The following is a 24,026-nucleotide window of genomic DNA, read 5'->3' as shown; positions in this document are numbered from 1 at the left end:
ATGCCCCTTCATCGAAGGGGGAACGGTGCGGCTACCGCGGGAAATGTCTCTACCCCCCACCCGATAACAACAAGCGCGTCGCGTCACGTGACGTCAGAATGGGTGTGAATTGTGAAGGAGATCACATGCGTTACCAAATCAGCGGAAAACAGATCGACATCGGCGAAGCACTTCAGACTCATGTGCAGACCGAACTGGGCGAGGTCGTGGGCAAATATGCCCAGCGTCCGACCGATGCCAATGTCGTCTTTTCCCGTTCTGCGCATGAATATGTATGCGAAACCACCGTACATCTTTCCACCGGCCTGACGGCGCAGGCCAAGGCCCATGCAACCGAAATCTACGCAGCGTTCGAGGCCTGCTGCGACAAGATGGAAACCCAATTGCGCCGCTACAAACGCCGCCTCAAGGATCATCACAAGGATCGGTCCGAGCCGGTTGAACTCTTTGGTGCTTCCTCATATATCCTCGCTTCTGACGAGTCCGAGTCGGCAGCGGAGCCGGAATCTCTGCAACCGATGATCGTGGCTGAGATGGAAACCAAGATTCCATCGCTGAGTGTTGGTGAAGCCGTTATGCAGATGGAATTGGCCGGCGCCCCGGTGCTGGTGTTCCGTAATGAAAACAAGGACGGATTGAACGTCGTATACCGCCGCGATGACGGCAATATCGGCTGGATCGATCCGTAACAGGCAAGAATAGCAAAGGCACGCCCCTGCACCTTGTGGGGGCTTCGCCATGGAGCGTGATCATGGAGCTTTCGAGCATACTGAAGCCCGAAGCAGTGCGTGTATTGTCCGCCGCATCCAGCAAGAAGCGGCTGTTTCAGGAAATCGCCGATGTGGCCGAAGCGACTCTGGGTCTTGAGGCCCAGATCGTTGTGGACGGGCTGCTGGAGCGGGAAAGCCTGGGTCCCACCGGTGTGGGCCATGGCGTGGCTCTTCCGCACGCCCGCATGGCCGAGCTTGAGGCGGTTGCCGGTGTCTTCGTCATGCTGGAAAAGCCGATTGATTTCGGTTCGGTCGACCGCCAGCCGGTGGATATTGCGTTTGCGCTGTTCGCACCGGAAGAGGCCGGGGTGGATCATCTGAAAGCGTTGGCACTGGTCTCGCGGACCCTGCGCGACACTTCGGTCTGCGCGAAATTGCGGGCCAATCCCGATCCGGTCAAACTGTACGCCATTCTGACCGAAGCACAGTCCATGCAAGCGGCCTAAGCCATTGTATTTACAAAAAAGCCCCCGGATGTCCGGGGGCTTTTTCGTTTTCGGATGGGGCTGCGGTCAGCCGCCTGCACCCATTTCCAGCGTCCACCAGATCTTGCCGCCGCCTTCCTGATGCCAGGCAAAGCCCATCTGCGTCGCCTTGGGGTCCATGATCACCGAGCGCGGGCCGAGTTCCTGCATCCAGGCGGCCAGAGTTTCGGTCTCGGTCTCATAGGTTTCCGAGATGGCCTCGCCAATATATGTCCCGTAATATCCGACGCGCTGGGCACGTTCCGGCGGGGACGATCCGTCCGAACCGAAATGCCAGGGACGGTTTTGCCGGGCCATATCCTTGGAGTGGGTGGCGGCAGCAGCGTTGAGTTGCGAATTCAGCTGCACCGCCTGCAGACCCTGGGCCTGACGCAGCGCGTTGACCGAATCAAGCATACGGAACTGCAGTTTTTCGGGATTGCCCCGGATCTTGTAGACCGTCGGCAGCGGCCGCCCGTCCGATCCATATGTCGGCGTGCCGCCGGGAGTACATGCGGACAGCGCCACAAAGCAGGCAAATAGTAATGAAATGATACGCGTCATGATCGACCTGATGTTTGATTTAACCTAGGGCATAGCGCGACAGGCCGCCTTGGGCAAACGCACATTGGCCCGGTTCCGCGTGATTCTGCCGGTTTGATTTGCGACTGAAGCATTCTGGCCATAAAATACGCGAAATTCAGACTGGCCTTAGAAAAGGACCGCCCGTCATGGTCAAAAAATATTATCTCGCGCCCTCCCGCCGGGGATTCCTGGCCGGAGCGTCGGCCCTGCTGGCCTCGCCCGCGGTTGCCCAGTACATTCCCGGCGACCCGCTGCGCCCCGCGCCCGAGCCGGAACCAGAGGTGCGCCGCAATATCTCGGGGTTCCGCGCGCTGGACTGGCAGCCCTATTTTTCCAATACCAATAACGGGGCCATTCTGGTCGATACCGTCTCGCGCGCGCTGCACTACTGGTCCGACGACCAGCGGGTATACAAACTATACCCCTCTTCCGTGCCACTGACCGAGGAGTTGACCCGCCGCGGTCGCACCAGCGTGGTCCGCAAGGTCGAAGGGCCAAGCTGGTCGCCAACGCCGTCGATGAAGAAGCGCAACCCGGAATGGCCGGACTATATCCCTCCGGGGCCGGATAACCCGTTGGGAACACACGCTTTGTATCTGGGCTGGAAGTATTATCGCATCCACGGCACCCACGATACGCGCAAAATCGGGCGCAGATCGTCTAACGGCTGCATCGGTCTTTTCAACGAGGATATCGCGGAATTGTTCTCAATGGCGCAGGTCGGCACGCAAGTGTTGCTTATTTGACGACATTTTCGCGCACGAACTCGCTTGCGGCGCAAGTTGCAATTGCATTCCAGTTGGATAGCTGATTAGAAAAAACGTACGAGGTAAGTCTTGGGTGTGCGGTTTCGCTATTTGGAACCGTGCAAATTCTGGAGGTTAATATGAAGAAACTCGTTCTCGCCGCTGCACTGACTGCTGCTGCATCGACCGCCTACGCTGGCAACCTGGAAGAGCCGGTTGTTGAAGCACCGGTTGTTGTCGAGGAAACTCAAGGTTCGTCGCAGGGCATCATCCTGCCGCTGATCCTGCTGGTCGTAGTTGCCGCAGCTGTTGCAGCAAGCTAATTTGACGAGCGTCATCTAGAGAAAAGGCGGTGGAGCAATCCACCGCCTTTTTTCATGTCTGCTTGACCGGGTCTGTTTGAAGGGGCCGGTCAGTCCAGCCAACCTTTCAGATTGTCTTCGATCACCTTGCCAAGGGCCGCGATGTGCGAATCATCGTCGTTGAGGCAGGGGATATAGGTAAAGCTTTTGCCACCTGCCTCCTCGAAGCTTTCCCGAATCTCTTCGTTGATCTCTTCCAGCGTTTCAATGCAATCGGCTGAAAACGCCGGGGCAATCACGGCGATGTTCTTTTTGCCCTGCCTAGCCAGTTCGGCCACGTGATCGACCGTATAGGGCTTCAACCATTCCTCGGGGCCGAATCGGGACTGGAAGGTCGATACAAGCCGGTCGTCCGACCAACCCAGCCGTTCCTTCAGCAACCGCGAGGTTTTTGCGCATTGGCAGTGATAGGGGTCACCCTGCTGCAAATAGCGTTCCGGCATTCCGTGGTATGAAACGACCAGAATGTCGGGCTTTGTCTCCATCGCCGCATAGGCCTGTTCCACCGACCCGGCCAAAGCGTCGATATAGGCGGGTTCGTCGAAATAGGCGGGCACGGTGCGGGTGGCAGGCTGCCAGGCTTCCTCCATCAGGGCGCGGAAGAACTGGTCATTCGCAGTCGCTGTCGTGGCACCCGCGTATTGCGGATAAAGTGGGAAGAACAGGATGCGGTCGCAGCCTGCGGCGACCATCTCGCGTACCTTGGACTTGGTCGAGGGGTTGCCGTACCGCATACAGAAATCAACCAGAACACGGTCGCCATAGCGCGCCTGCATCGCATCGCGCAGCTTGGCGGTCTGGTCCTTTGTGATCGTCATCAGCGGACTTTCGCCCTTGTCGTGGTTCCAGATCGATTTGTAGGCCTCGCCCGAGCTGAAGGGGCGTTTGGTCAGGATGATGCCCTGCAGGATTGGTTGCCATTTCCATTTCGGATAGTCGATGACGCGCTGATCCGACAGAAACTCGTTCAGATAGCGGCGCATTGGCCAATAGCTGTAATCGTCCGGCGTGCCCAGATTGGCCAGCAGAATGCCGACGCGGCCCATCTTGACCTTGGGGTGGTCTGCGGGGGCGTGGGATGGGCGAGTGGCGTCAAACATGTCGGGCTTCCTGAGATTTCTCTATGCCAAGCTGAGATAACCGGAAATACTCGGTCGTCAATCGGGCAGTTTGCCTTCTTTTGCACCCAGCGCATCGGCAAGGCGGGCTTGGGCCGATCCGGGGCGGAGGGGTTTGGGTTGGCTATCGTCGGGCGACCAGCCGGTCAGGCAGATCAACTCGAACGTGGCGGCCAGACGGTGCTGGGGCGTGGTGAAATGGTCGGCATAGATCTGCTGCGCCCGGGCAAAGACCTGCCGTTTTGTCAGGTGTTTCACGCGGCCGGACAGGCTGTTGGTCTCGCCCATCGCCCGAAGATCGCACATCAGGTGGGTCAGGTCGCGGTATTCCGCCGTCAGACGCGCGGTGTCGGCCACCGGCAGCGCAAGCCCCGCCCGTTGCAGCAAACCGCCCAGATCGCGCAACTCGGCCATCGGCGCGATGCGGGGGCTGAGGCCGCCTGCGACTTCGATCTCGGCCTGCCCGAGGGCGGCGCGCAGTTCGTGCAGGGTCTCTCCGCCCAGACAGACCACCAGCAGCAGCCCGTCGGGCCGCAGGGCGCGGTGGCATTGGATCAGCTGTCCAACCGGATCATTGGCCCAGTGCAGCGCCATGGCGTGTATCACCAGATCATGCGCGCCGGGCGTCAGGTCCAGCACCTCCTCATCCGCAACGATCTGTGCCCCAAGCAACACATCCTGCCAAACCTGTGCAAACGGCGTCACCACTGCGGGCGCCGTAAAGGTTTTGTTAACCATGGAGAGCCGATCCTGCACCTCGTCCACGGCGGCATGGTGCAGAAACAGCGCGTCATCCTGCGCGCGGGCGCGGTGCCGGGTCAGGGCCCGGCGGTCGAACAGAGAGGGTGCGTTGGAGTCAGGCAGCTTCATAGGGCGCAATTATCGCATGTTGCAGCGGATTCAAACCGCTGTTCACCTGATCTACCCGCCGCGCTGTCTTGGATGCGGTGAACTGACCGAAGCGGATTTCGGCCTGTGTGGCCAATGCTGGCGCGATACGCCCTTTATCGGCGGGGTGGTGTGCGAAAGCTGTGGCGTACCGCTGCCGGGCGAGGCGGACGGCCACCGGATCGAGTGTGACGACTGCATGAAAACGCCCCGCCCCTGGCAGGACGGGCGCGCGGCGCTTTTGTATGACGGCAAGGCGCGGTCCCTGATTCTGGCACTTAAGCATGGGGACAGGCCCGAACTGACAAAGCCGGCGGCCCGCTGGATGGCGCAGGCCGGGCGGGATTTGTTCCGCGATGACATGCTGATTGCTCCGGTGCCGCTGCATTGGTCGCGGCTGTTGAAGCGGCGCTATAATCAATCGGCCTTGCTGGCGCAGCATCTGGGCCGTCAGAGCGGGCTGGACGTGTGTCCGGATTTGCTGCTGCGACGGGTGCGGACCCCGGTTCTGGATGGTAAAACCGCGGCGGAACGGGCTGAAACCCTGTCGGACGCCATTGTAGCGCACCCAAAACGGGGTCACCGGATGCAAGGGCGTGATGTTCTGCTGGTGGATGATGTGATGACCTCGGGCGCGACGCTTGCAGCCTGTGCGCGTGTCTGCCTTGCCGTCGGGGCAAATCATATTTTCGTGTTGGTACTGGCGCGCGTTGCCAAGGATGCCTAATTCGCTCAGGATTGCGCGAAACCTTAAGGGACGAAATATGAAGCCGGTTGAACTCTACACCTCGCCGCTGTGCGGTTATTGCCACGCGGCCAAGCGGTTGCTGAAACAGAAGGGCGTCGAATTCAAAGAGATCGACGTGCTGTTGCACCCCAAACGCAAGCCCGAGATGATCCAGCGCGCGGGTGGCAAACGCACCGTGCCGCAGATTTTCATCGGCACGCAGCATGTGGGCGGCTGCGACGACCTCTATGAGCTGGAGCGTCAGGGCAAGTTGGATCGCCTTCTGGCGGCCTGATGAAAACCGCGCTGCTGCAACTTACCTCGTCGGATGATCCGGCCGAAAACCTGGCAACCGTGCGCGCCATGATGGCCGAGGCCGCCGGGCAGGGCGCGCGGTTCATCCTGACGCCCGAGGTGACGAACTGCGTGTCCACCAGTACGACACGGCAGAGCGAGGTGTTGCAGCACGAAGAAGATGACCAGACGCTGACGGGCCTGCAGGATCAGGCCGCCGCGCTGGGCGTCTGGTTGCTGATCGGCTCATTGGGGATCAAAACCCATGATGCGGATGAGCGCTTTGCCAACCGATCGTACATGATCGACCCACAGGGGCAGATCGTGGCGCGGTATGACAAGATACATATGTTCGATGTGCAGGTCTCGGACGCCGAGACCTTCCGCGAATCCAAGAATTACCGCCCCGGTGATCGCGCGGTGCTGGCGCAGACCGATTTCGGATCGGTCGGCATGACCATCTGTTATGACCTCCGGTTCCCGCATCTCTATGCCGCTCTGGCGCAGGCAGGGGCGCGCATCCTGACGGTTCCTGCGGCGTTTTCGCCGGTGACAGGCGCCGCCCATTGGCAATCGCTGCTGCGCGCCCGGGCGATTGAGAACGGCTGTTGGGTGCTGGCCCCGACGCAGACCGGAACCCATCCGAAAACCCGCGGCAAAACGCGCCATACTTACGGTCACAGCATGGTTGTGGCCCCGTGGGGCGAGGTCGTCATCGACGCAGGCATCGATCCGGGCATTCACATTTTCGATTTGGATGATAGTTCTGTGACAGAGGCGCGCCGCCGCGTGCCCTCACTGACTCACGTGCGGCCTTTCGACGGGCCCTGATCCAGAACCGAGACATGACTGACGAACACAATGCCCTTGCGGTCACGCTGTTCAGCGAGATCCTGACCGCCGACCAGCTGTTGCGGAACCGGCTGAGCCGGGTGCTGCCCAAGGGCATGGAAATTTCGCATTTCTCGGTGCTGAACCATCTGGTGTTTGTGGGCGACGAGCGTACCCCGGCGCAACTGGCCAGCACCTTCCACGTCACGCGCGGAGCGATGACCAACACGTTGGCTAAGCTGGAATGGGCCGGTTATATCCACATCCGTCCCGACTGGGACGACGCCCGCCGCAAGATGGTTGCGATCAGCCCCGCTGGCCGCCGCGCGCGGGATCAAGCGATTTCGTCGATTGCGCCGCTGATCAACCGCGTGGTCGGAGAGCTGGGGCTGGAGCGAGTCCGCAGCACACTGCCCGTGCTGCGGGATTTGCGGTTGCAGTTGGAGGGAGAGTAGGGTGACGCCCTAGAGCGATCACGGACCCCTCGCCCGATACTCCAACATCTTGACACGCACGGGCATTTTTCATTGTAGGACGACGAAGAATTTTCCTTCGTCCTTTGGCATTGTCACACTGTTTGACCTGACCTGAAAGAAGTCTTTTTTCTCCAAAGCGGAGTTCAGATCCGGGTACGAACACGACGTCAGTATTGGGTTGAGCGCGGCCAAAATCGTTTCACCGTATTGATAGTCAGCAAGGTAGTCCCATGTGTCATCAACGTAGTAGGGTTGTTTCAGAGGACTTACGGAGAACGAGAACTGGATCACTTGATTTGGTGCCAGCTCTACCAATTTGGATTTGGTATAAGTTTTACCTGGTGTTTCATCTGAGAAAACATCGTCGACGTGCGAGAACAGGAGCGCTGAATGGGTTTTGGATCGAAATTCAGTAGAAAAACCGCGCAATGTTCGCTCGTCCAAGCAGATCGTTGATGGTCCGCTATTTTTAATTTTGCTGCGGAACTCCGCAGAACCATCTTTTAAGTAACGCTGAAACTGCAATTCAGCGGAAACAGTGGAGCTATTAAGGTTGGCGTCCGCAGTGGGCTGATTGAAATTGGCTAGAAATAGCGATGCCGTAAGAAGCCCGCCAATGTATAGTATTTTCAATTGAACGTTCCTTGCGGGTGGGAGTAGCCGCAACAAAACCTCACCTCTTCCGCCCTCAATTTCACCCCGGCTTCACACTCGCCGTCACATAATTCACGCTCAGATCGCGGTCCGAGATCGACCAGCTCCACAGGATCGGGTTGAACACGAACCCCTTGCGGTCCACCGGGTCCAGCCCGGCCTGACGCAATAGGTCGAACAACTCATCCGGCGTGATGAACTTGTTCCATTCATGCGTGCCGCGCGGCAGCCAGCGCATGACGACCTCGGCCCCGAAGATGGCCATTGCATAGGATTTCGGGTTGCGGTTGATGGTCGAGCAGATCAGCAGGCCGCCCGGTCTCAGCAAGTGCTGCGACGCGGTCAAAAATCCCGCCGGGTCGGAGACGTGTTCGACCACCTCCATGTTCAGCACCACGTCGAATTGCTCGCCCGCGGCGGCCATGTCTTCGGCGGTAGTGTGGCGATAGTCGATCTCAAGCCCCGATTGCTCGGCATGGATGCGGGCGACGGGCAGGTTGCCTTCGGCGGCATCGGCGCCGACCACCGTGGCGCCAAGGCGGGCCATTGGTTCGCTCAGCAGGCCGCCACCGCAGCCGATATCCAGCAAGCGCAGGCCTTCGAACGGGCGCGGGACCTTCAGATCGCGGTCAAATTCGCCCGCAATCTGTTGTGTGATATAATCCAGACGGCACGGATTCAGCATGTGCAGGGGCTTGAATTTCCCATGAGGGTCCCACCACTCGGCCGCCATCGCTTCGAATTTTGCGATCTCGGAAGGGTCCACCGTGTTCGGATGCGCTTGCATTCCTGTCTCCGTATGCTCTTTTACGTTTAAGGACTATATAGGGCCATAATGGACAAGTACCCGGACCAAAAGCGCGCAGTTCAATATCTGTACCCGCCGATCGATCCCTTCGATCAGCGCATGGTCGATGTGGGCGATGGGCACCGTATCTATATGGAACAATGCGGCAATCCCAACGGCAAGCCGGTGGTTGTGCTGCATGGCGGGCCGGGCGGCGGCTGCAGTCCGGCGATGCGGCGGTATTTCGATCCTGCCGTCTTTCGGGTGATTCTGTTTGACCAACGCGGCTGTGGCCGGTCGCGGCCGCATGCGTCGGTGGCGGACAACACGACGTGGCACCTTGTCGCTGATATCGAACGGCTGCGGACCTTACTGGATATCGACGACTGGACGGTGTTCGGCGGCAGCTGGGGGGCGACGTTAGCGCTGGTTTATGCGCAAACTCATCCCGACCGGGTCAACCGTCTGGTGCTGCGCGGCGTGTTTCTGGCCACCCAGGCCGAACTGGATTGGTTCTATGGCGGCGGTGCGGGCAAGTTCTGGCCCGAGCCATGGGCGAAATTCACCGCCCTGCTGACCGAGGCGGAGCTGTCCGACACCATCGGGGCCTACAACAAGCGCCTGTTCTCGGGGGATCGTGCGACCGAGATTCTGTATGCGCGGGCGTGGTCGGCATGGGAAAACGCGCTGGCGTCGATCCACACCAATGGAATGACGGGGGAAAGCCCCGGCGAATATGCGCGCGCCTTTGCACGGCTTGAGAATCACTATTTCATCAATGGTGCTTTCCTTGAGAAAGACGGGCAGATTCTGGATCAGATAGAGAAGATCGCCCATATCCCCGGCCATATCGTGCAGGGGCGCTATGACATGATCTGCCCACCGCAGGCCGCTTGGAAACTGGCCGAACGCTGGCCCAATGCGGACTTGAAGATGGTGCGTAATGCAGGTCACGCCTTGTCCGAACCCGGCATCAGCGCCGAACTGGTTCGGATCATGGACCGTGTGGCCGAGGGGGTGGCATGACCCGGATTGACCGCCGTGCTCTGTTTGCCTCGGGTGCCGCTGCTGCGTTGCTGGCGGCCACCGGGGCCTCGTTGGCGGCCACGCCAAAGACCGGTGGTACGCTGCGCCTTGCGGTTCCGCGCGATGACAGCCTTGAACAGGTGGCCCGCGGGTCCGTGTTCGACACGCTGACCGAGATTGCGCCCGACGGCACCCTGCGCGGCGAACTGGCGACCGGCTGGCAGACCGATTCCGACGCGCGGATCTGGACCTTTGATCTGCGCACCGACGTAACCTTCCACGATGGCGCGGCCTTGGATGTGGCCGATGTGGTCTCGGTACTGCGCGAGGTCGGAGAGGCCGAGGCGCTGACGCCCGACTCGGTGCGGCTGGAACTGGCCGAGGCCAATCCGGGCTTGCCTTTCCTGCTGGCCGACAGCCGCTTTGTCATCACGCGCGATGGGCAGGGTGTGACACCTCTGAACGCTGCAAATGGTACCGGTTGTTACAAGGTCGAGCGCGCGGAAGATGACCGGCATTTTCTGGGGCGGCGTGTTCCGGACCACTATAAGACGGGTCAGGCGGGCTGGGTCGATGCGATAGAGATCATCGTGATCCCTGATCCGCGCGTCCGCGCCGAGGCGTTGCGGGACGGCTATGTGGATGTGGTGGCCTTGCCCGAAAGCGATGATCTGAAGGGCCGGCGCGGTCTGCGGTATCATCCTGGCGAATCTGATATGGCGCTGGCCGTGGCTGCGCATGTCGGTATGCCGCGTCAAATCGGCAGGGCGATGCTGGACGACGGGCGCATTGCGGAACGGTGGTGGCGGGCGTAAATCCGATCACGAATCCCGTCGGGGGTTGCAGACTCGGAAAACCCTGCGTATATGCATTTGCAACAGCGGCGCGTTGGACTTCTGGTCCAAGGCTCCACCGGAAAATTCGACGGGCCGCGCGCCCGTTTTTTTGTGCCCGGACGAAGGGTAGAGAATCTGATGACAAACGACCTGATAGCCAAAGCGGCGATTGACCGGCGACTGGCCGAGATCATCACCCCCGTGATCGAGGATCTGGGGTATGAGCTGGTTCGCATCCGCCTGATGAGCGGTAAGACCACCACGATGCAGATCATGGCCGACAAGCCCGATGGCGGCATCGAAGTGGATGACTGCGCCGAGATTTCCAACGCGGTCAGCGCCACGCTGGATGTCGAAGACCCGATTTTGGACGCCTATACGCTGGAGGTCTCCAGCCCCGGAATCGACCGGCCTTTGACCCGCCTCAAAGACTTTGAGGCGTTTGAGGGCTATGAGGCCAAGATCGAGACCGCCGAGCTGATCGACGGCCGCCGACGCTTCAAGGGCGAACTGGCCGGGATCGAAGGGGAAGAGGTTCTGATCAACATCCCCGAGGGGGATGAGACGATCACCATCGGTCTGCAATTCGATTGGCTGAGCGATGCCAAGCTGGTCCTGACCGATGACCTGATTAAGGAAATGCTGCGCCAGCGCAAAGACGCCGGTGCCCTGAACGAAAACGCTTTCGACGAGATTGAGACCGAAGGGTCCGAAGAGGAGACGAACTGATGGCAATCACCTCAGCCAACCAGCTGGAGCTGCTGCAGACCGCCGAGGCCGTGGCCCGCGAAAAGATGATCGACCCCGGTCTGGTTGTCGAAGCGATGGAAGAGTCGCTCGCCCGTGCCGCCAAGAGCCGCTACGGCGCCGAGATGGACATCCGCGTCAGCATCGACCGCAAGACCGGCAAGGCGACTTTTACCCGCGTCCGCACCGTTGTCGAAGATGACGAGCTGGAAAACTACCAGGCCGAGATGACCGTCGAGCAGGCGAAACAGTATATGGAATCGCCCGAGGTTGGTGACGTCTTTGTTGAAGAGGTTCCGCCGGTTGAAATGGGCCGAATTGCTGCGCAATCCGCCAAGCAGGTGATCCTGCAGAAGGTCCGCGAAGCCGAACGTGATCGTCAGTACGAAGAGTTCAAAGATCGCGCAGGCACCATCATCAACGGTGCCGTCAAACGCGAAGAATTTGGCAATGTCATCGTCGATCTGGGCGGTGCAGAGGCCGTTCTGCGCCGCAACGACAAGATCGGCCGCGAAAGCTATCGCCCGAATGACCGCGTGCGTGCGTACATCAAAGAGGTTCGCCGCGAAGTGCGTGGCCACCAGATCTTCCTGTCGCGCACCGCGCCGGAATTCATGGCTGAGCTGTTCAAGATGGAAGTGCCGGAAATCTATGACGGCATCATTGAGGTCAAGGCCGTGGCCCGTGACCCCGGCTCGCGCGCCAAGATCGCCGTGATCTCGTATGATGGCTCGATCGACCCGGTTGGTGCCTGCGTTGGTATGCGCGGCAGCCGCGTGCAGGCCGTTGTGAACGAACTGCAGGGCGAGAAAATCGACATCATCCCGTGGAACGAAGATCAGCCGACCTTCCTTGTGAACGCGCTGCAGCCTGCCGAGGTTTCCAAGGTGGTTCTGGACGAAGAAGCGGGCAAGATCGAAGTTGTGGTTCCCGAAGAGCAGCTGAGCCTCGCCATCGGCCGCCGCGGTCAGAACGTGCGTCTGGCCAGCCAGCTGACCGGTCTGGACATCGACATCATGACCGAGGCCGAAGAATCGGCACGCCGTCAGAAAGAGTTCGAAGCCCGCACCAAACTGTTCATGGACAGCCTGGATCTGGACGAATTCTTCGCACAGCTGCTGGTTTCCGAAGGCTTCACCAACCTGGAAGAAGTCGCTTATGTGGAAATCGACGAACTGCTGGTGATCGACGGCGTCGACGAAGGCACCGCGCAGGAGTTGCAGACCCGCGCTCGCGAATTCCTGGAAGCACAGGCCAAAGCGGCACTGGACAGCGCCCGTGCATTGGGTGCCGAGGACAGCCTTATTGAATTCGAAGGCCTGACACCCCAGATGGTAGAAGCTCTGGCAAAGGACGACGTGAAAACGCTGGAAGACTTTGCCACTTGTGCCGACTGGGAACTGGCCGGTGGCTGGACCACGGTCGACGGTGAGCGTATCAAGGATGACGGTGTGCTTGAGCCTTTCGGCGTGACGCTGGAAGAGGCGCAGGATCTGGTCATGACCGCGCGCATCATGCTGGGCTGGGTCGATCCGGCCGAGCTGGAGCAGGCCGAAGAAGACAGCGAAGTTGCTGAAGAGGAGGCCGAGGCCTGATCTCAGGGCCTCGGGTGGCGCACATGGGTCGCGGTGGCGTCCATAAGGATCGGTCCGAAGGACCTGAGCGCAAGTGCATCGCCACAGGCGAGATTCAGCCTAAATATGGCTTGATCCGCTTTGTGATGGGGCCGGACGGTCAGGTCTTTCCGGATGTCGCGGCGAAACTGCCGGGACGCGGGGTCTATGTGGCGGCGGATCGCGCCGCGCTGGACAAGGCCGTGGGCAAGAAACTGTTCGCCCGCGGTTTCAAGTCGCAAGTAAGCGTGCCGAAGGACCTGACCGATGAGGTCGAAAAGCAGGTTGCGCGCCGGGTGATCGAGTTGTTGAGCCTTGCGCGCAAGTCCGGTGACGCGGTCGCCGGGTACGAAAAAGTCAAGACGTGGCTGGACCGGGAAGAGGCTCAGGTACTGATTCAGGCCATCGATGGATCGGGGCGCGGCAAGTCGAAACTCAGCACGCCGCACTTCGGAAAATACATCGGATGGCTCACGGCGGACGAGTTGGGACAGGCATTTGGGCGCCAAACGGTGATTCATGCGGCCTTGGCCTCTGGTGGACTCGCCAAACGTGTTGTAGAGGAAGCGCAGCGCCTGCGTGGCTTGCGCGAAACGGATGACGGCGGCAGGGGCCGCGCGGAAGGGTAAGAAGCTTTATGAGCGATAATGACGGCAAAAAGACATTGGGTCTTCGTGGCGGGGCACGCCCCGGAAATGTGAAACAGAGTTTCAGCCACGGACGTACCAAGAATGTCGTGGTGGAAACCAAACGCAAGCGCGTGGTGGTTCCCAAGCCGGGCGCCGGCAAACCGGGTGGCGGAGCAACGCCCTCGGGTGATCCGTCGCGCCGCCCTGCCGGGATTTCCGACGCGGAAATGGCCCGCCGGATGAAGGCATTGCAGGCCGCCAAAGCGCGCGAGGCCGAAGAGGCCGCCGCCCGTGAGGCCGCCGAAAAGGCGCGTGAAGAAGAACGCGCCCGCCGCCGTGCCGAGCAGGAAGCCAAGGAACGCGAACAGCGTGAGGCGGAAGAACGTGCAAAGGCCAAGGCCGAAGAGGAAGAGCGCAAGCGCAAAGAGGCAGAAGACGCTGCCAAACGCGCCGCAGCCGCCCCGGCCCCCGAAGAACCCAAAGCTGCCCGCAGCCCGGCCAGCAAACCGGCCCCCGCTGCGGCTCCGCGCAAGCAGGATCGCGAGCGTGAACAGCGTGGCCGTGGCAAGGGTCGTGACGACAACCGCCGGTCCGGCAAGCTGACACTGGGTCAGGCCACCGGTGGCGAAGGCAACCGCCAACGCTCGATGGCGTCGATGAAGCGCAAGCAAGAGCGTGCGCGTCAGAAAGCCATGGGCGGCCCGGTCGAGCGGGAAAAGGTGATCCGCGACGTTCAGCTGCCCGAGGCGATCATGGTCTCGGAACTGGCCAACCGTATGGCCGAGCGCGTGGCGGACGTTGTCAAATCGCTGATGCAGATGGGCATGATGGTCACACAGAACCAGACCATCGACGCCGACACCGCCGAGCTGATCATCGAAGAGTTTGGCCACAAGGTCACCCGCGTCTCTGATTCGGACGTCGAAGACGTCATCAAAGAGGTCGAAGACAGCGAAGACGATCTGCAGCCGCGTCCGCCGGTCATCACCATCATGGGTCACGTTGACCACGGCAAGACCTCGCTGCTGGACGCAATCCGCGACGCACGCGTTGTGGCGGGCGAAGCCGGTGGCATCACCCAGCATATCGGCGCCTATCAGGTGAAAACCGATGGCGGCACCACGCTGACCTTCCTGGATACGCCGGGCCACGCGGCGTTTACGTCGATGCGCTCGCGCGGGGCTCAGGTCACGGATATCGTGGTTCTGGTTGTTGCTGCCGACGACGCGGTGATGCCGCAGACGATTGAGGCGATCAACCACGCGAAAGCGGCCGGAGTGCCGATGATCGTGGCGATCAACAAGGTCGACAAGCCGGATGCCAACCCGGACAAGGTCCGCACCGATCTGCTGCAGCACGAAGTGATTGTCGAGAAAATGTCGGGTGAGGTTCAGGACGTCGAAGTGTCCGCCATCACCGGTCAGGGTCTCGATGAGCTGCTGGAAGCCATCGCGCTGCAGGCCGAGATTCTGGAACTGAAAGCCAACCCCGACCGCGCCGCCCAGGGTGCCGTGATCGAGGCGCAGCTGGATGTGGGCCGTGGTCCCGTGGCTACCGTTCTGGTTCAGAACGGCACGCTGCATCAGGGCGACATCTTCGTTGTGGGTGAGCAGTACGGTAAGGTCCGTGCGCTGATCAACGACAAGGGTGAGCGCGTCAAGGAAGCTGGCCCCTCGGTTCCGGTTGAGGTTCTGGGTCTGAACGGCACGCCCGAGGCCGGCGATGTTCTGAACGTCACCGAAACCGAAGCGCAGGCCCGCGAGATCGCCGAATACCGCGAACAGGCCGCCAAGGACAAACGCGCCGCTGCTGGTGCCGCAACGACCCTTGAGCAGCTGATGCAGAAGGCCAAGGAAGACGAAAACGTCACCGAGCTGCCGATTCTGATGAAAGCGGACGTGCAGGGTTCGGCCGAGGCCATCGTTCAGGCGATGGAAAAGATCGGCAACGAAGAAGTGCGCGTGCGCGTGCTGCATTCGGGCGTGGGTGCGATCACCGAGACGGATGTCGGTCTGGCAGAAGCCTCAGGCGCGCCGATCTTTGGCTTTAACGTGCGTGCCAACGCATCGGCACGGAACACGGCGAACCAGAAGGGTGTCGAGATTCGCTATTACTCGGTGATCTACGACCTCGTGGATGACGTGAAAGCCGCCGCCTCTGGCCTGCTGAGCGCCGAGATTCGCGAGAAGTTCATCGGTTACGCCGAGATCCGCGAAGTCTTCAAGGTCACTGGTGTTGGCAAGGTTGCCGGCTGTCTGGTCACCGAGGGCGTTGCCCGCCGCTCCGCAGGTGTCCGCCTGCTGCGCGACAACGTGGTGATCCACGAAGGCACGCTAAAGACGCTGAAGCGCTTCAAGGACGAGGTGGCCGAGGTTCAGTCGGGTCAGGAATGCGGTATGGCGTTCGAGAACTACGACGATATCCGCGCCGGCGACGTGATCGAAATCTTCGAGCGCGAAGAGGTCACCCGAACGCTGGATTGATCCGGTACGGAATAGAAAAAGAAAACAGCGGCCCCCTCGGGCCGCTTTTTTTGTCGGCTGTTAAATACCTTTGTTCTTGTCCGCGAGTTTTGGCATCTCAGCAACACTTCGCGTCATGCAATCCTGACATGAACACGGGGTGAATTTGATTTACCACCGGCTGAGCGGACCCAGCTGCCTGAAACTGCTGTTGCGGAAATCTTCTGGAGATGCGGTTAAGAAGCCGGAAAAGCGGGCTTGCAAATTTGACATTTCGCCCAGGTCGTTTAAAATCGAGCTATTATTATATTCGACTAAAATCACAATCTATCGGTTATCTGGGGGTATAATATGAATATCCATCACAAGACAGAGTCTGATGACGCCGTTGAGCGTAGAGAAGTATTGGCCGCACTTATGAAGTACTCAGCCGCGGTGGGCGCTGCATCAACTGTAGCACTTTCAGCATCTGAAGTTGTCGCTAAGTCAGCGGCAAGCGGAAGGGTAAAAACTAAGTGTGATAATGGCTGGGGTAACGACGACGATTGCGTGCCCGGAAAATCATGGAATAACCAAGCAGAAAATGTCGGAGCAGACCCGGTTTCCAATCCTAACCCGGATAACACTGCGGACAGACCAGGAAACGGAAGCTAAAGTAACGACAAGAGCAACTTCTGCAGAGACTCTCATACGAGCGGTCTAAGAAGACGGCGAACCCGCTGCTGTGCGCGGTGGGTTTAGTCCGCACTCCAGCGGTCCAATAGGTGTGTGATTGGACCCAGAGTATCCACGGATTGTTCTGGTCGACGGAAACCCGATTGAGGGAAACGAAATCCCAGTGAGCTGTCAGGATACCCTCCACCTAGTTGCAAAGGGCTGTGTTATCTACAAAAACACACTTGATTGACCTTTGAACAGGCGCCGCTTTGCGCTCAACGCAGGCATTCCTTATCTCACCAAAACGTTCAACTTGAAAATGATTACGTTGCTTCGTGAGGCAAAGGCCAAATCTGTCTAACGCCCAATACCCCCAACTATCGATACACGGGCAGAAATGTCCCCGGATGCATGATGATGTCGAAATGCTGCATCCCCTTTTTCAGATCGAAACTGACCGAATGCCCGCCCTTGCGCAGCAATTCGGCATAATCCCGGCTCTGGCGGATGAACTCAGGCGTGTCTCGGTCCGCCACGGTCACGTGATAGCGCGGGCCGGGCCGGGGCAGGTGACGGATCGGAGAGAGGTCGTTCACCTCGACCGGGGTCAGTTGCAGCGGATCGTTGATGGGTGTCAGGCTGATCGGTTCCAGATCGTAGACGCCGCTGATCAGGATCACATCGCGTACCCGCACTCCGGCACGGGCCAGCGCATCGGCCGAACCCGCCATGACCATGCTGACCAGATGTGCGCCGGCACTATGGCCGGACAGGGTGACGCGGGAGGGATCGAAACCCAGATTGAACGCGTTTGCCGCCAGCCAGAGCAGGGCGTTGCGGCATTCCTCGATCATGTCGCCAATGCGCGCATCCGGGGCGAGCGTGTAGTTCAGAGTGGCAAAGGACTGCTCGGCCGCGACCAGCGCCGGGGCCATCATTGCCGATTCGCTCTGGCTGAGGGCCTGCCAATAGCCGCCATGGATAAACACATGCAGCGGTGCGCCAGCGCCTTTTGCGGGAAAGAAGTCCAGCACCTGCGTTGGGCTGTCGCCATAGGCCAGGTTCTCTTTCACCTTCATCTGCGCCCGGTACTGTGCGCTGAGCGCGGCATAGCTGTCGATATAGGGGGTCAGGTCGCCGCCGATCATCGACCGGGGCGAATACTCCTGATCCAGTTCGTCCTGAGTGAAACCCCGGTACAGCATCGCTTACTCCTGCTCGGTATACATCAGTTCGGTGCGCATATCGTAGAGATCATGGAAGAACCGCAAATCCAAGGCCTTGCGCAAAAAGGCCACGCCGCTGGAGCCGCCAGTGCCGGGTTGGTTGCCGATCACCCGCTCGACCGCGGTGACGTGATCGAAGCGCCAGCGCTGGAACAGGGATTCCACGTCCATCAGCTTTTCCGCCAGTGCATAGAGGTCCCAATACCTGTCCGTGTCGCGATAAACCTGTGCCCAGATTTTCACCACACGGCTGTCGCCGGAATAGGGTTGTGCAAAATCCCGTTCCAGCAGGTCCTGCGGCACGTCAAACCCTTGGCGCGCCAGCATAAACAGCACTTCGTCATAGAGCGACGGCTTGGTCAAAGCCGCGTTCAGTATCTCCATGATCTCTGGGTCATGTTCATGCACTTTCAGGGTCGAGGCATCTTTGTTGCCCAGAATGAACTCGATCTGACGATAGCCATAACTTTGAAACCCCGAAGAGCTTCCCAGCGCTTGCCGGAAGGTCATGTAATCCGCGGGTGTCATCGTCAGCAGGGTTTCCCATGCCGCGATCAACTGCCGCTGGATCGCCTTCACCCGGTCAAGGTTCTTCATCGCCGGGCCGAACGCATCCTGTTGCAGGAAGTGGCGTGTCTCGACTAGTTGGTGGTGCATCAGTTTCAGCCATAGCTCGCTGACCTGATGGATGATGATGAACAGCATCTCATCGGGTTGGGCGGGGTCCTGAAAGGTCTTTTGCAGGTTCAGCAGAGTCTTGAGTTGCAGAAAATCGCCATAGCTCTTGCGATGGGTCTGCGCGAAATCGGTGACCAGAGAATCCTCGATCCCGCGTTCCAGATACCTGTCCTTGTCGCCCATATGCTCCTCCAAACGCCCGGGTTCTTCCCTGTTTAGGGTCAAAACCCGCGCGGTGCCAGAGCGTCAGGTCCAGTCCAGCACCACCTTGCCGGACTGACCCGATTTCATTGCGGCAAAGCCTTCGGCGAAATCGTCGACCTTCATCTGGTGCGTGATGACCCGGCTGACATCCAGGCCGTTCTGCAACATGGCGATCATCTTGTACCAGGTCTCGAACATCTCGCGGCCATAGACGCCCTTGATGGTGATGGCCTTGAACACGATGCGCGACCAGTCGACCGGAGATTTTCCGGGCGGAATACCCAGCAGGGCGATCTTGCCACCCATCACCAGTGCCTCGACCATCTGGTCCAGCGCGATTTGCGAGCCCGACATTTCCAGACCCACATCGAAGCCTTCCTTCATGCCCAATTCCGCTATGACATCCTGCAACTCTTCCTTGGAGACATCGACGGTGCGCACGGTCGGCACCACATGTTCCGCCAGTTTCAGGCGATCCGGGTTGATATCGGTGATCACCACGTGCCGGGCCCCTGCATGACGGGCCACGGCGGCGGCCATGATGCCGATGGGGCCTGCGCCGGTGATCAGTACATCCTCACCCAACAAGTCGAAGCTGAGCGCGGTATGCACGGCATTGCCCAGCGGGTCGAGGATGGCGCCGATCTCATCCGGCACATCATCCGGCAAGGGCACCACGTTGAAGGCGGGCAGTTTCAGATATTGCGCAAAAGCCCCCTGTTCGTTCACGCCGATACCCCGCGTGCCCGGGTCCAGGTGGAACTTGCCGGCGCGGCTCTGGCGGCTGTCGGTTCCGATCAGATGCCCTTCGCCCGAGCAGCGCTGGCCGATCTCAAGCCCGGTCACGTTGCGCCCGATCTCGACGATCTCACCTGCGAATTCATGGCCGGTGATCATCGGGATCGGCACCGTGGCCGAGGCCCATTCGTCCCAGTTCCAGATATGGATATCGGTGCCGCAGATACCGGTCTTGTTGATGCGGATCAGAACCTCTTCCGGGCCGATCTCGGGCACCGGGGCCTGGACCATCCACAGACCCTCTTCGGGTTTGGATTTCTCAAGTGCTTTCATGGTGTTGGGTCGCATGAGGTTACTCCCACAAATCGGTAGACAGATATTTCAAACCGCTGTCACACATCACAATCGCAACGCAGCCGCCTTTTTCCGGCCCGCGCAACAGGTCGATGGCCGCAGCAAGGTTGGCACCCGCCGAGAAGCCCGCGAAAATGCCTTCGGTCCGGGCCAGCAATCGCGCGCTGTCCCGTGCTGCGTCACCCGAAACCGACAGATGCCCGGCCAGTGTCGTTCCGTTCAGGTGGACCAGATCGCCCATGGCATAGCCGCCGCCCTGAATTGGGTGATCGGGGTTGCTGATGGCTTCTCCGGCGATTGCGCGCGCGCCTTCGGGTTCGACCGCATAGCAGCGCACGCCCAGCGGGGTCAGGTATTCTGCCGCCCCGGCCAGCGTGCCGCCAGACCCTGCAAAGTCGCAGAATGCCGTCACGGACCCGGTGGACTGGTCCCAGATTTCTGGCCCCGTGCCGGTGGCATGGGCTTTGGGGTTGCCGGAATGACCGAACTGGTCGGCGCGAAACGCATTGCGTTCAGCGGTGATGCGCTGCGCGGCCTCATCCACCAAGGCCAGGTCGGCCCCCGAAACCTCGCCGGGTTTGCTGCCCTCGGCTTGCGGGACGATCACGACCTCTGCCCCGAGGGCCCGCATCATGCGTGCGCGTTCAACCGAGTTTCCGGCGCTCATGACCGCGACGAAAGGATGACCCAGAATGCCGCAGACAATCGCCAGACCTGTGCCCATATTGCCCGAGGTCAGTTCAACAACCGCCTGCCCCGGCGCCAATGTGCCATCGGCCCGGGCCAGTTCGATGATGGACTTCGCGGCCCGGTCCTTTTTCGAAAACCCCGGCAGCAGGTAATCCAGCTTGGCCAGAATACGCCCGTCCAGATCAAGCTGCCGGCATACGCGCGAAAGCTCGACAAGCGGCGTGTCTCCGATTGCGTCGATGACAGAGGGCAGGATCAAGAGATCACTCCCAGTTCCTTGCCCACCTTGCCAAACGCGGCCAGTGCGCGGTCCAGTTCGTCCCTTGTCAGAGCCGCATTCATCTGTGTTCTGATCCGCGCTTGCCCACGCGGGACAACCGGGAAGAAAAAGCCCGAGACATAGACGCCCTCGTCAAACAGTTTGGAAGCCATGTCCTGTGCCAGTGTTGCTTCACCCAGCATCACCGGGATGATCGGGTGTTCGCCGGGCAACAGGTCAAAACCCAGCTTTTCCAACCCTGCGCGCCAGTATTTGGCGTTGCCGAACAGTTGCGCGCGCAGCATGTCGCCCTCTTCGACCAGACGGATCGCTTCCAGACCGGCAGCGACGATAGAAGGTGGCAGCGAGTTCGAGAACAGATAGGGCCGCGCGCGCTGCCGCAGTAGGTCGATCACTGGCTGCGGCCCGGCGATATAACCGCCGATTGCGCCCCCAAGTGCCTTGCCCAAGGTTCCCGTCAGAATGTCGACATCGACGCCGAAATGATCCGGCGTTCCGGCCCCGTTCGGCCCCATGAAGCCGGTGGCGTGGCAATCATCGACCATGACGATGGCGTCGTATTTGTCGGCCAGTTCGCGAATCTTCGGCAGGTTGGCCAGATAGCCATCCATCGAAAACACGCCATCGGTGGCGATCATGATATGCCGGGCGCCATCCTCGCGCGCCTGTTTCAGCCAGGCTTCGAGGTCGTTCATGTCGTTGTTCATGTAGCGATAGCGCTTTGCCTTGCACAGCCGCACCCCGTCGATGATCGAGGCGTGGTTCAGGCTGTCCGAGATGATGGCATCCTCAGGCCCCAGCAAAGGCTCGAACAAACCGCCATTGGCATCGAAACAGGCCGCAAACAGGATCGCGTCGTCCTTGTTCAGGAATTGCGCCAGCTTCTGTTCCAACTCGCGGTGAATGTCTTGCGTGCCGCAGATGAACCGGACCGAGGCCATGCCGAACCCTTTGGGCTCCATTGCGCCCTTGGCGGCGTCGATCAGCGCCGGGTGATCGGCCAGGCCCAGGTAGTTGTTGGCGCACAGGTTGATCACCTGCTTGTCGCCGACCGTAATCTCACTGCCCTGAGGCGAGGTGATCATTCGTTCGCGTTTATACAGACCCTCGGATTCGATCTGCGCGAGGGTGTCCGTGATATGGGACAGGAATGCATCTGCCATGGCGGTCTCCGTTTATGTGAGTCGCGTGTCTAACATAACGGATGTAGTTCCCAAATGGGGGAAATACAATATAAAAGATGAAAATCCGTAAAAACGGATGATTTGATTTCAGGCGTTCTTGACGATCAGGAACACGCGCGCCGGGCTGTCGGCCACAATCGAATGGGCCACATCCGCCGCATAGCGGGCCGTATCGCCCTGTTTCAGATCGCGGGACGCAGTGCCCGAGGTCACGCGGACTGCGCCCTCCAACACCGTCAGTTGTTCCCTTGCGCCGCGCGCGTGGGGCTGGCTCGTCAGGGCACCGCCCGCGTCGAATTCGATGTCGTAGACCTCGTGCCCGCCGGCCTCTTCGGGCGGGGAGAGGATACGGATGCGGCAGTTCTGGCCCATATTGTCGATGCTGGGCACCTCGGCCTTGCGCAGCACTTCGATTTGGTCGGCGGTGTTGGCCTCTTCCAGCAGACCCGCGAAATCCACCTGCAGGGCGCGGGTCAGGTTCCACAGGGTCGAGATGGTCGGGCTGCTTTCGCCGCGTTCGATCTGGCTGACCATCGAGCGGGACACCCCGCTGAGATTGGCCACGGCTTCAAGCGACAGGCCCTTGGCCCGGCGCGCCTCTTTCAGGCGGGCGGGCAGGCGTGTCAGGATATCGTCAGTGTTGTCCGTCATGACGGAATTTCATGCGCCTTGCGGGGATGGATGTCAATTCCAACCGTGACGGGACGTCTCATAGGACAGGTCCATGCTGCAGGTGCATACTGCTGCCGAATCCCGGAGGAGACTGACATGACCGATATCGTATTGCTGGACGGTGCCCGCACCGCAATTGGAACCTTTGGCGGCGCGCTGGCATCGACCGCGCCCATCGACCTGGCGACCGTTGCCACAGAGGCCGCGCTGGAGCGGTCGGGTGTCGACGGTGCGCAGATCGGGCATGTGGTGTTTGGTCACGTGATCAATACCGAGCCGCGCGACATGTACCTGTCGCGCGTTGCCGCGATGCAGGCGGGGATACCGAACGGGACGCCTGCGATGAATGTGAACCGGCTGTGTGGATCGGGTGCGCAGGCGATTGTTTCGGCGGTGCAGTCCCTGATGCTGGGCGACGCCGAGTTTGCCGTGGCAGGCGGGGCCGAGAGCATGTCGCGCAGCCCATACATCGTGCCGCAGGCGCGGTGGGGGGCGAAGATGGGCGATGTGTCCTCGTTGGACATGATGCTGGGCGCGCTGAACTGCCCCTTTGGCACCGGCCATATGGGCGTGACGGCTGAGAATGTCGCTGATGAGCATCAGATCAGCCGCACACAGATGGACGAGTTTGCGATCACCAGCCAGACCCGCGCAGCGGCGGCGATCGAGGCGGGGTATTTCGACAGCCAGATCGCGCCGGTTCAGGTCAAGGTCAAGCGGGACATGGTGGATTTCAAGGTCGATGAACACCCCAAGGCCACCACGGCCGAGGCGTTGGCCGGGTTGCGGCCGGTGTTCAAGAAAGACGGTCGTGTGACGGCGGGCAATGCTTCGGGCATCAATGACGGCGCGGCTGCGATGGTTCTTGCCACGGCGGAGGCGGCCGAGAAAGCCGGGTTGAAACCCAAAGCGCGCATTCTGGGTTATGCCCATGCCGGTGTGCGCCCCGAGGTGATGGGCATCGGGCCGGTTCCGGCAGTGCGGAACCTGATGGACAAGACCGGCCTGTCGGTGGACGATTTCGATGTGATCGAAAGCAACGAGGCATTCGCGGCGCAGGCTCTGGCGGTGAATCGGGAGCTTGGGCTGGACGCATCGAAGGTGAACCCAAATGGTGGGGCGATTGCGCTGGGCCATCCGGTCGGGGCGACCGGTGCGATCATCACGCTGAAGGCGCTGTACGAACTGGAGCGCACAGGTGGATCCAAAGGGCTGATCACCATGTGTATCGGTGGCGGGCAGGGGATTGCTATCGCCATCGAACGGCTCTGAGCCGAAGCCGGGGCAGGGGGGGCTGTCTGCCCCCCATCGCGCCTTTGGCGCGATTC

The 24,026-nt window shown here is 60.4% G+C and carries 27 protein-coding genes; 16 read left to right on the top strand and 11 right to left on the bottom strand.

Annotated features, from left to right (window positions below; translation table 11 throughout):
* Positions 1-125 precede the first annotated feature (125 nt).
* Positions 126-689, top strand: coding sequence for a ribosome hibernation-promoting factor, HPF/YfiA family (hpf, locus tag ACR0NT_RS07770; RefSeq protein ID WP_170447356.1), 564 nt, complete (start codon positions 126-128; stop codon positions 687-689).
* Between the two features lie 62 nt (positions 690-751).
* Entirely contained in the window at positions 752-1,216 is a 465-nt protein-coding gene (locus tag ACR0NT_RS07765) for a PTS sugar transporter subunit IIA (RefSeq protein WP_170674368.1), read from the top strand.
* 66 nt (positions 1,217-1,282) lie between these two features.
* Here the strand turns inward: ACR0NT_RS07765 and dalA are convergent, their stop codons facing one another.
* Entirely contained in the window at positions 1,283-1,798 is a 516-nt protein-coding gene (gene dalA / locus ACR0NT_RS07760) for a divisome-associated lipoprotein DalA (RefSeq protein ID WP_170674366.1), read from the bottom strand.
* 167 nt (positions 1,799-1,965) lie between these two features.
* Between dalA and ACR0NT_RS07755 the strand changes: the two genes are divergently transcribed.
* Both ACR0NT_RS07755 and ACR0NT_RS07750 read left to right on the top strand, forming a co-directional pair.
* Entirely contained in the window at positions 1,966-2,565 is a 600-nt protein-coding gene (locus ACR0NT_RS07755; RefSeq protein WP_170674364.1) for a L,D-transpeptidase, read from the top strand.
* Between the two features lie 140 nt (positions 2,566-2,705).
* The gene (locus ACR0NT_RS07750) at positions 2,706-2,888 is read left to right on the top strand and encodes a hypothetical protein (RefSeq protein ID WP_010442520.1); all 183 of its coding nucleotides are present in this window, start codon (positions 2,706-2,708) and stop codon (positions 2,886-2,888) included.
* A gap of 89 nt (positions 2,889-2,977) precedes the next feature.
* On the opposite strand, the gene hemH is transcribed toward ACR0NT_RS07750, so the two are convergent.
* Positions 2,978-4,027: a ferrochelatase gene (gene hemH / locus ACR0NT_RS07745; protein ID WP_170674361.1), complete on the bottom strand. Its 1,050-nt coding sequence runs from the start codon at positions 4,025-4,027 to the stop codon at positions 2,978-2,980.
* A 57-nt stretch (positions 4,028-4,084) separates the two neighbouring features.
* Positions 4,085-4,915, bottom strand: coding sequence for a methyltransferase domain-containing protein (locus tag ACR0NT_RS07740; RefSeq protein WP_170674359.1), 831 nt, complete (start codon positions 4,913-4,915; stop codon positions 4,085-4,087).
* 16 nt (positions 4,916-4,931) lie between these two features.
* Between ACR0NT_RS07740 and ACR0NT_RS07735 the strand changes: the two genes are divergently transcribed.
* Genes ACR0NT_RS07735 through ACR0NT_RS07720 form a run of 4 tightly spaced genes read left to right on the top strand, consistent with a single transcriptional unit; the run spans position 4,932 to position 7,240 of the window.
* Entirely contained in the window at positions 4,932-5,660 is a 729-nt protein-coding gene (locus tag ACR0NT_RS07735; RefSeq protein WP_170674357.1) for a ComF family protein, read from the top strand.
* Between the two features lie 37 nt (positions 5,661-5,697).
* Positions 5,698-5,955, top strand: a complete 258-nt coding sequence (gene grxC, locus ACR0NT_RS07730) for a glutaredoxin 3 (RefSeq protein WP_170447341.1) — start codon at positions 5,698-5,700, stop codon at positions 5,953-5,955.
* The gene (locus ACR0NT_RS07725; RefSeq protein WP_170674355.1) at positions 5,955-6,785 is read left to right on the top strand and encodes a carbon-nitrogen hydrolase family protein; all 831 of its coding nucleotides are present in this window, start codon (positions 5,955-5,957) and stop codon (positions 6,783-6,785) included. The genes grxC and ACR0NT_RS07725 overlap by 1 nt, the downstream gene beginning before the upstream one ends.
* A 14-nt stretch (positions 6,786-6,799) precedes the next feature.
* Positions 6,800-7,240 carry a MarR family winged helix-turn-helix transcriptional regulator gene (locus ACR0NT_RS07720; protein ID WP_170327795.1) on the top strand — a complete coding sequence of 147 codons (441 nt, stop codon included), beginning with the start codon at positions 6,800-6,802 and terminating at the stop codon, positions 7,238-7,240.
* Between the two features lie 69 nt (positions 7,241-7,309).
* Here the strand turns inward: ACR0NT_RS07720 and ACR0NT_RS07715 are convergent, their stop codons facing one another.
* A complete protein-coding gene (locus tag ACR0NT_RS07715) occupies positions 7,310-7,894 on the bottom strand; it encodes a hypothetical protein (RefSeq protein ID WP_170674353.1) in 585 nt (194 codons plus the stop codon).
* 61 nt (positions 7,895-7,955) lie between these two features.
* Positions 7,956-8,702: a bifunctional 2-polyprenyl-6-hydroxyphenol methylase/3-demethylubiquinol 3-O-methyltransferase UbiG gene (gene ubiG / locus ACR0NT_RS07710; RefSeq protein ID WP_170674351.1), complete on the bottom strand. Its 747-nt coding sequence runs from the start codon at positions 8,700-8,702 to the stop codon at positions 7,956-7,958.
* Positions 8,703-8,750: 48 nt separating this feature from the next.
* On the opposite strand from ubiG, the gene pip reads away from it, so the two are divergent.
* The 7 genes from pip to ACR0NT_RS07675 all read left to right on the top strand — a co-directional run bounded on the left by pip (position 8,751) and on the right by ACR0NT_RS07675 (position 16,669).
* On the top strand, positions 8,751-9,728 hold the full coding sequence (pip, locus tag ACR0NT_RS07705; protein WP_170674349.1) for a prolyl aminopeptidase: 978 nt from the start codon (positions 8,751-8,753) through the stop codon (positions 9,726-9,728).
* A complete protein-coding gene (locus ACR0NT_RS07700; RefSeq protein WP_170674346.1) occupies positions 9,725-10,543 on the top strand; it encodes an ABC transporter substrate-binding protein in 819 nt (272 codons plus the stop codon). The genes pip and ACR0NT_RS07700 overlap by 4 nt, the downstream gene beginning before the upstream one ends.
* A 159-nt stretch (positions 10,544-10,702) precedes the next feature.
* Complete coding sequence (gene rimP, locus ACR0NT_RS07695) at positions 10,703-11,293, top strand: ribosome maturation factor RimP (protein ID WP_170447332.1); 591 nt, start codon at positions 10,703-10,705, stop codon at positions 11,291-11,293.
* Positions 11,293-12,906 carry a transcription termination factor NusA gene (gene nusA / locus ACR0NT_RS07690; protein WP_170674344.1) on the top strand — a complete coding sequence of 538 codons (1,614 nt, stop codon included), beginning with the start codon at positions 11,293-11,295 and terminating at the stop codon, positions 12,904-12,906. The genes rimP and nusA overlap by 1 nt, the downstream gene beginning before the upstream one ends.
* A 23-nt stretch (positions 12,907-12,929) precedes the next feature.
* Positions 12,930-13,553, top strand: coding sequence for an RNA-binding protein (locus ACR0NT_RS07685; protein ID WP_170674342.1), 624 nt, complete (start codon positions 12,930-12,932; stop codon positions 13,551-13,553).
* An 8-nt stretch (positions 13,554-13,561) separates the two neighbouring features.
* On the top strand, positions 13,562-16,036 hold the full coding sequence (gene infB / locus ACR0NT_RS07680) for a translation initiation factor IF-2 (RefSeq protein WP_170447325.1): 2,475 nt from the start codon (positions 13,562-13,564) through the stop codon (positions 16,034-16,036).
* 330 nt (positions 16,037-16,366) lie between these two features.
* Complete coding sequence (locus tag ACR0NT_RS07675) at positions 16,367-16,669, top strand: hypothetical protein (protein WP_170447323.1); 303 nt, start codon at positions 16,367-16,369, stop codon at positions 16,667-16,669.
* Between the two features lie 380 nt (positions 16,670-17,049).
* Here the strand turns inward: ACR0NT_RS07675 and ACR0NT_RS07670 are convergent, their stop codons facing one another.
* The 6 genes from ACR0NT_RS07670 to ACR0NT_RS07645 form a co-directional block, all read right to left on the bottom strand.
* Positions 17,050-17,877 carry an alpha/beta hydrolase gene (locus ACR0NT_RS07670; RefSeq protein WP_170674340.1) on the bottom strand — a complete coding sequence of 276 codons (828 nt, stop codon included), beginning with the start codon at positions 17,875-17,877 and terminating at the stop codon, positions 17,050-17,052.
* Between the two features lie 3 nt (positions 17,878-17,880).
* Positions 17,881-18,759: a tryptophan 2,3-dioxygenase gene (locus ACR0NT_RS07665; RefSeq protein WP_170674338.1), complete on the bottom strand. Its 879-nt coding sequence runs from the start codon at positions 18,757-18,759 to the stop codon at positions 17,881-17,883.
* Positions 18,760-18,822: 63 nt separating this feature from the next.
* Positions 18,823-19,851 carry an L-threonine 3-dehydrogenase gene (gene tdh / locus ACR0NT_RS07660; RefSeq protein ID WP_170447532.1) on the bottom strand — a complete coding sequence of 343 codons (1,029 nt, stop codon included), beginning with the start codon at positions 19,849-19,851 and terminating at the stop codon, positions 18,823-18,825.
* A 19-nt stretch (positions 19,852-19,870) separates the two neighbouring features.
* Positions 19,871-20,821, bottom strand: coding sequence for a cysteine synthase family protein (locus tag ACR0NT_RS07655; protein ID WP_170674336.1), 951 nt, complete (start codon positions 20,819-20,821; stop codon positions 19,871-19,873).
* Positions 20,818-22,005, bottom strand: a complete 1,188-nt coding sequence (locus tag ACR0NT_RS07650; protein ID WP_170674334.1) for a glycine C-acetyltransferase — start codon at positions 22,003-22,005, stop codon at positions 20,818-20,820. Before ACR0NT_RS07650 ends, ACR0NT_RS07655 begins: the two co-directional genes overlap by 4 nt.
* Before the next feature lie 108 nt (positions 22,006-22,113).
* Positions 22,114-22,677: an XRE family transcriptional regulator gene (locus tag ACR0NT_RS07645; RefSeq protein WP_170447314.1), complete on the bottom strand. Its 564-nt coding sequence runs from the start codon at positions 22,675-22,677 to the stop codon at positions 22,114-22,116.
* Positions 22,678-22,794: 117 nt separating this feature from the next.
* Here ACR0NT_RS07645 and ACR0NT_RS07640 point away from each other — a divergent pair, with 117 nt between their 5' ends.
* Positions 22,795-23,970, top strand: coding sequence for an acetyl-CoA C-acyltransferase family protein (locus ACR0NT_RS07640; RefSeq protein WP_170674333.1), 1,176 nt, complete (start codon positions 22,795-22,797; stop codon positions 23,968-23,970).
* Positions 23,971-24,026: the final 56 nt, after the last annotated feature.

Source organism: Ruegeria sp. AB10 (genome assembly GCF_056542745.1).
This window is presented reverse-complemented; position numbering and strand designations above follow the sequence as displayed.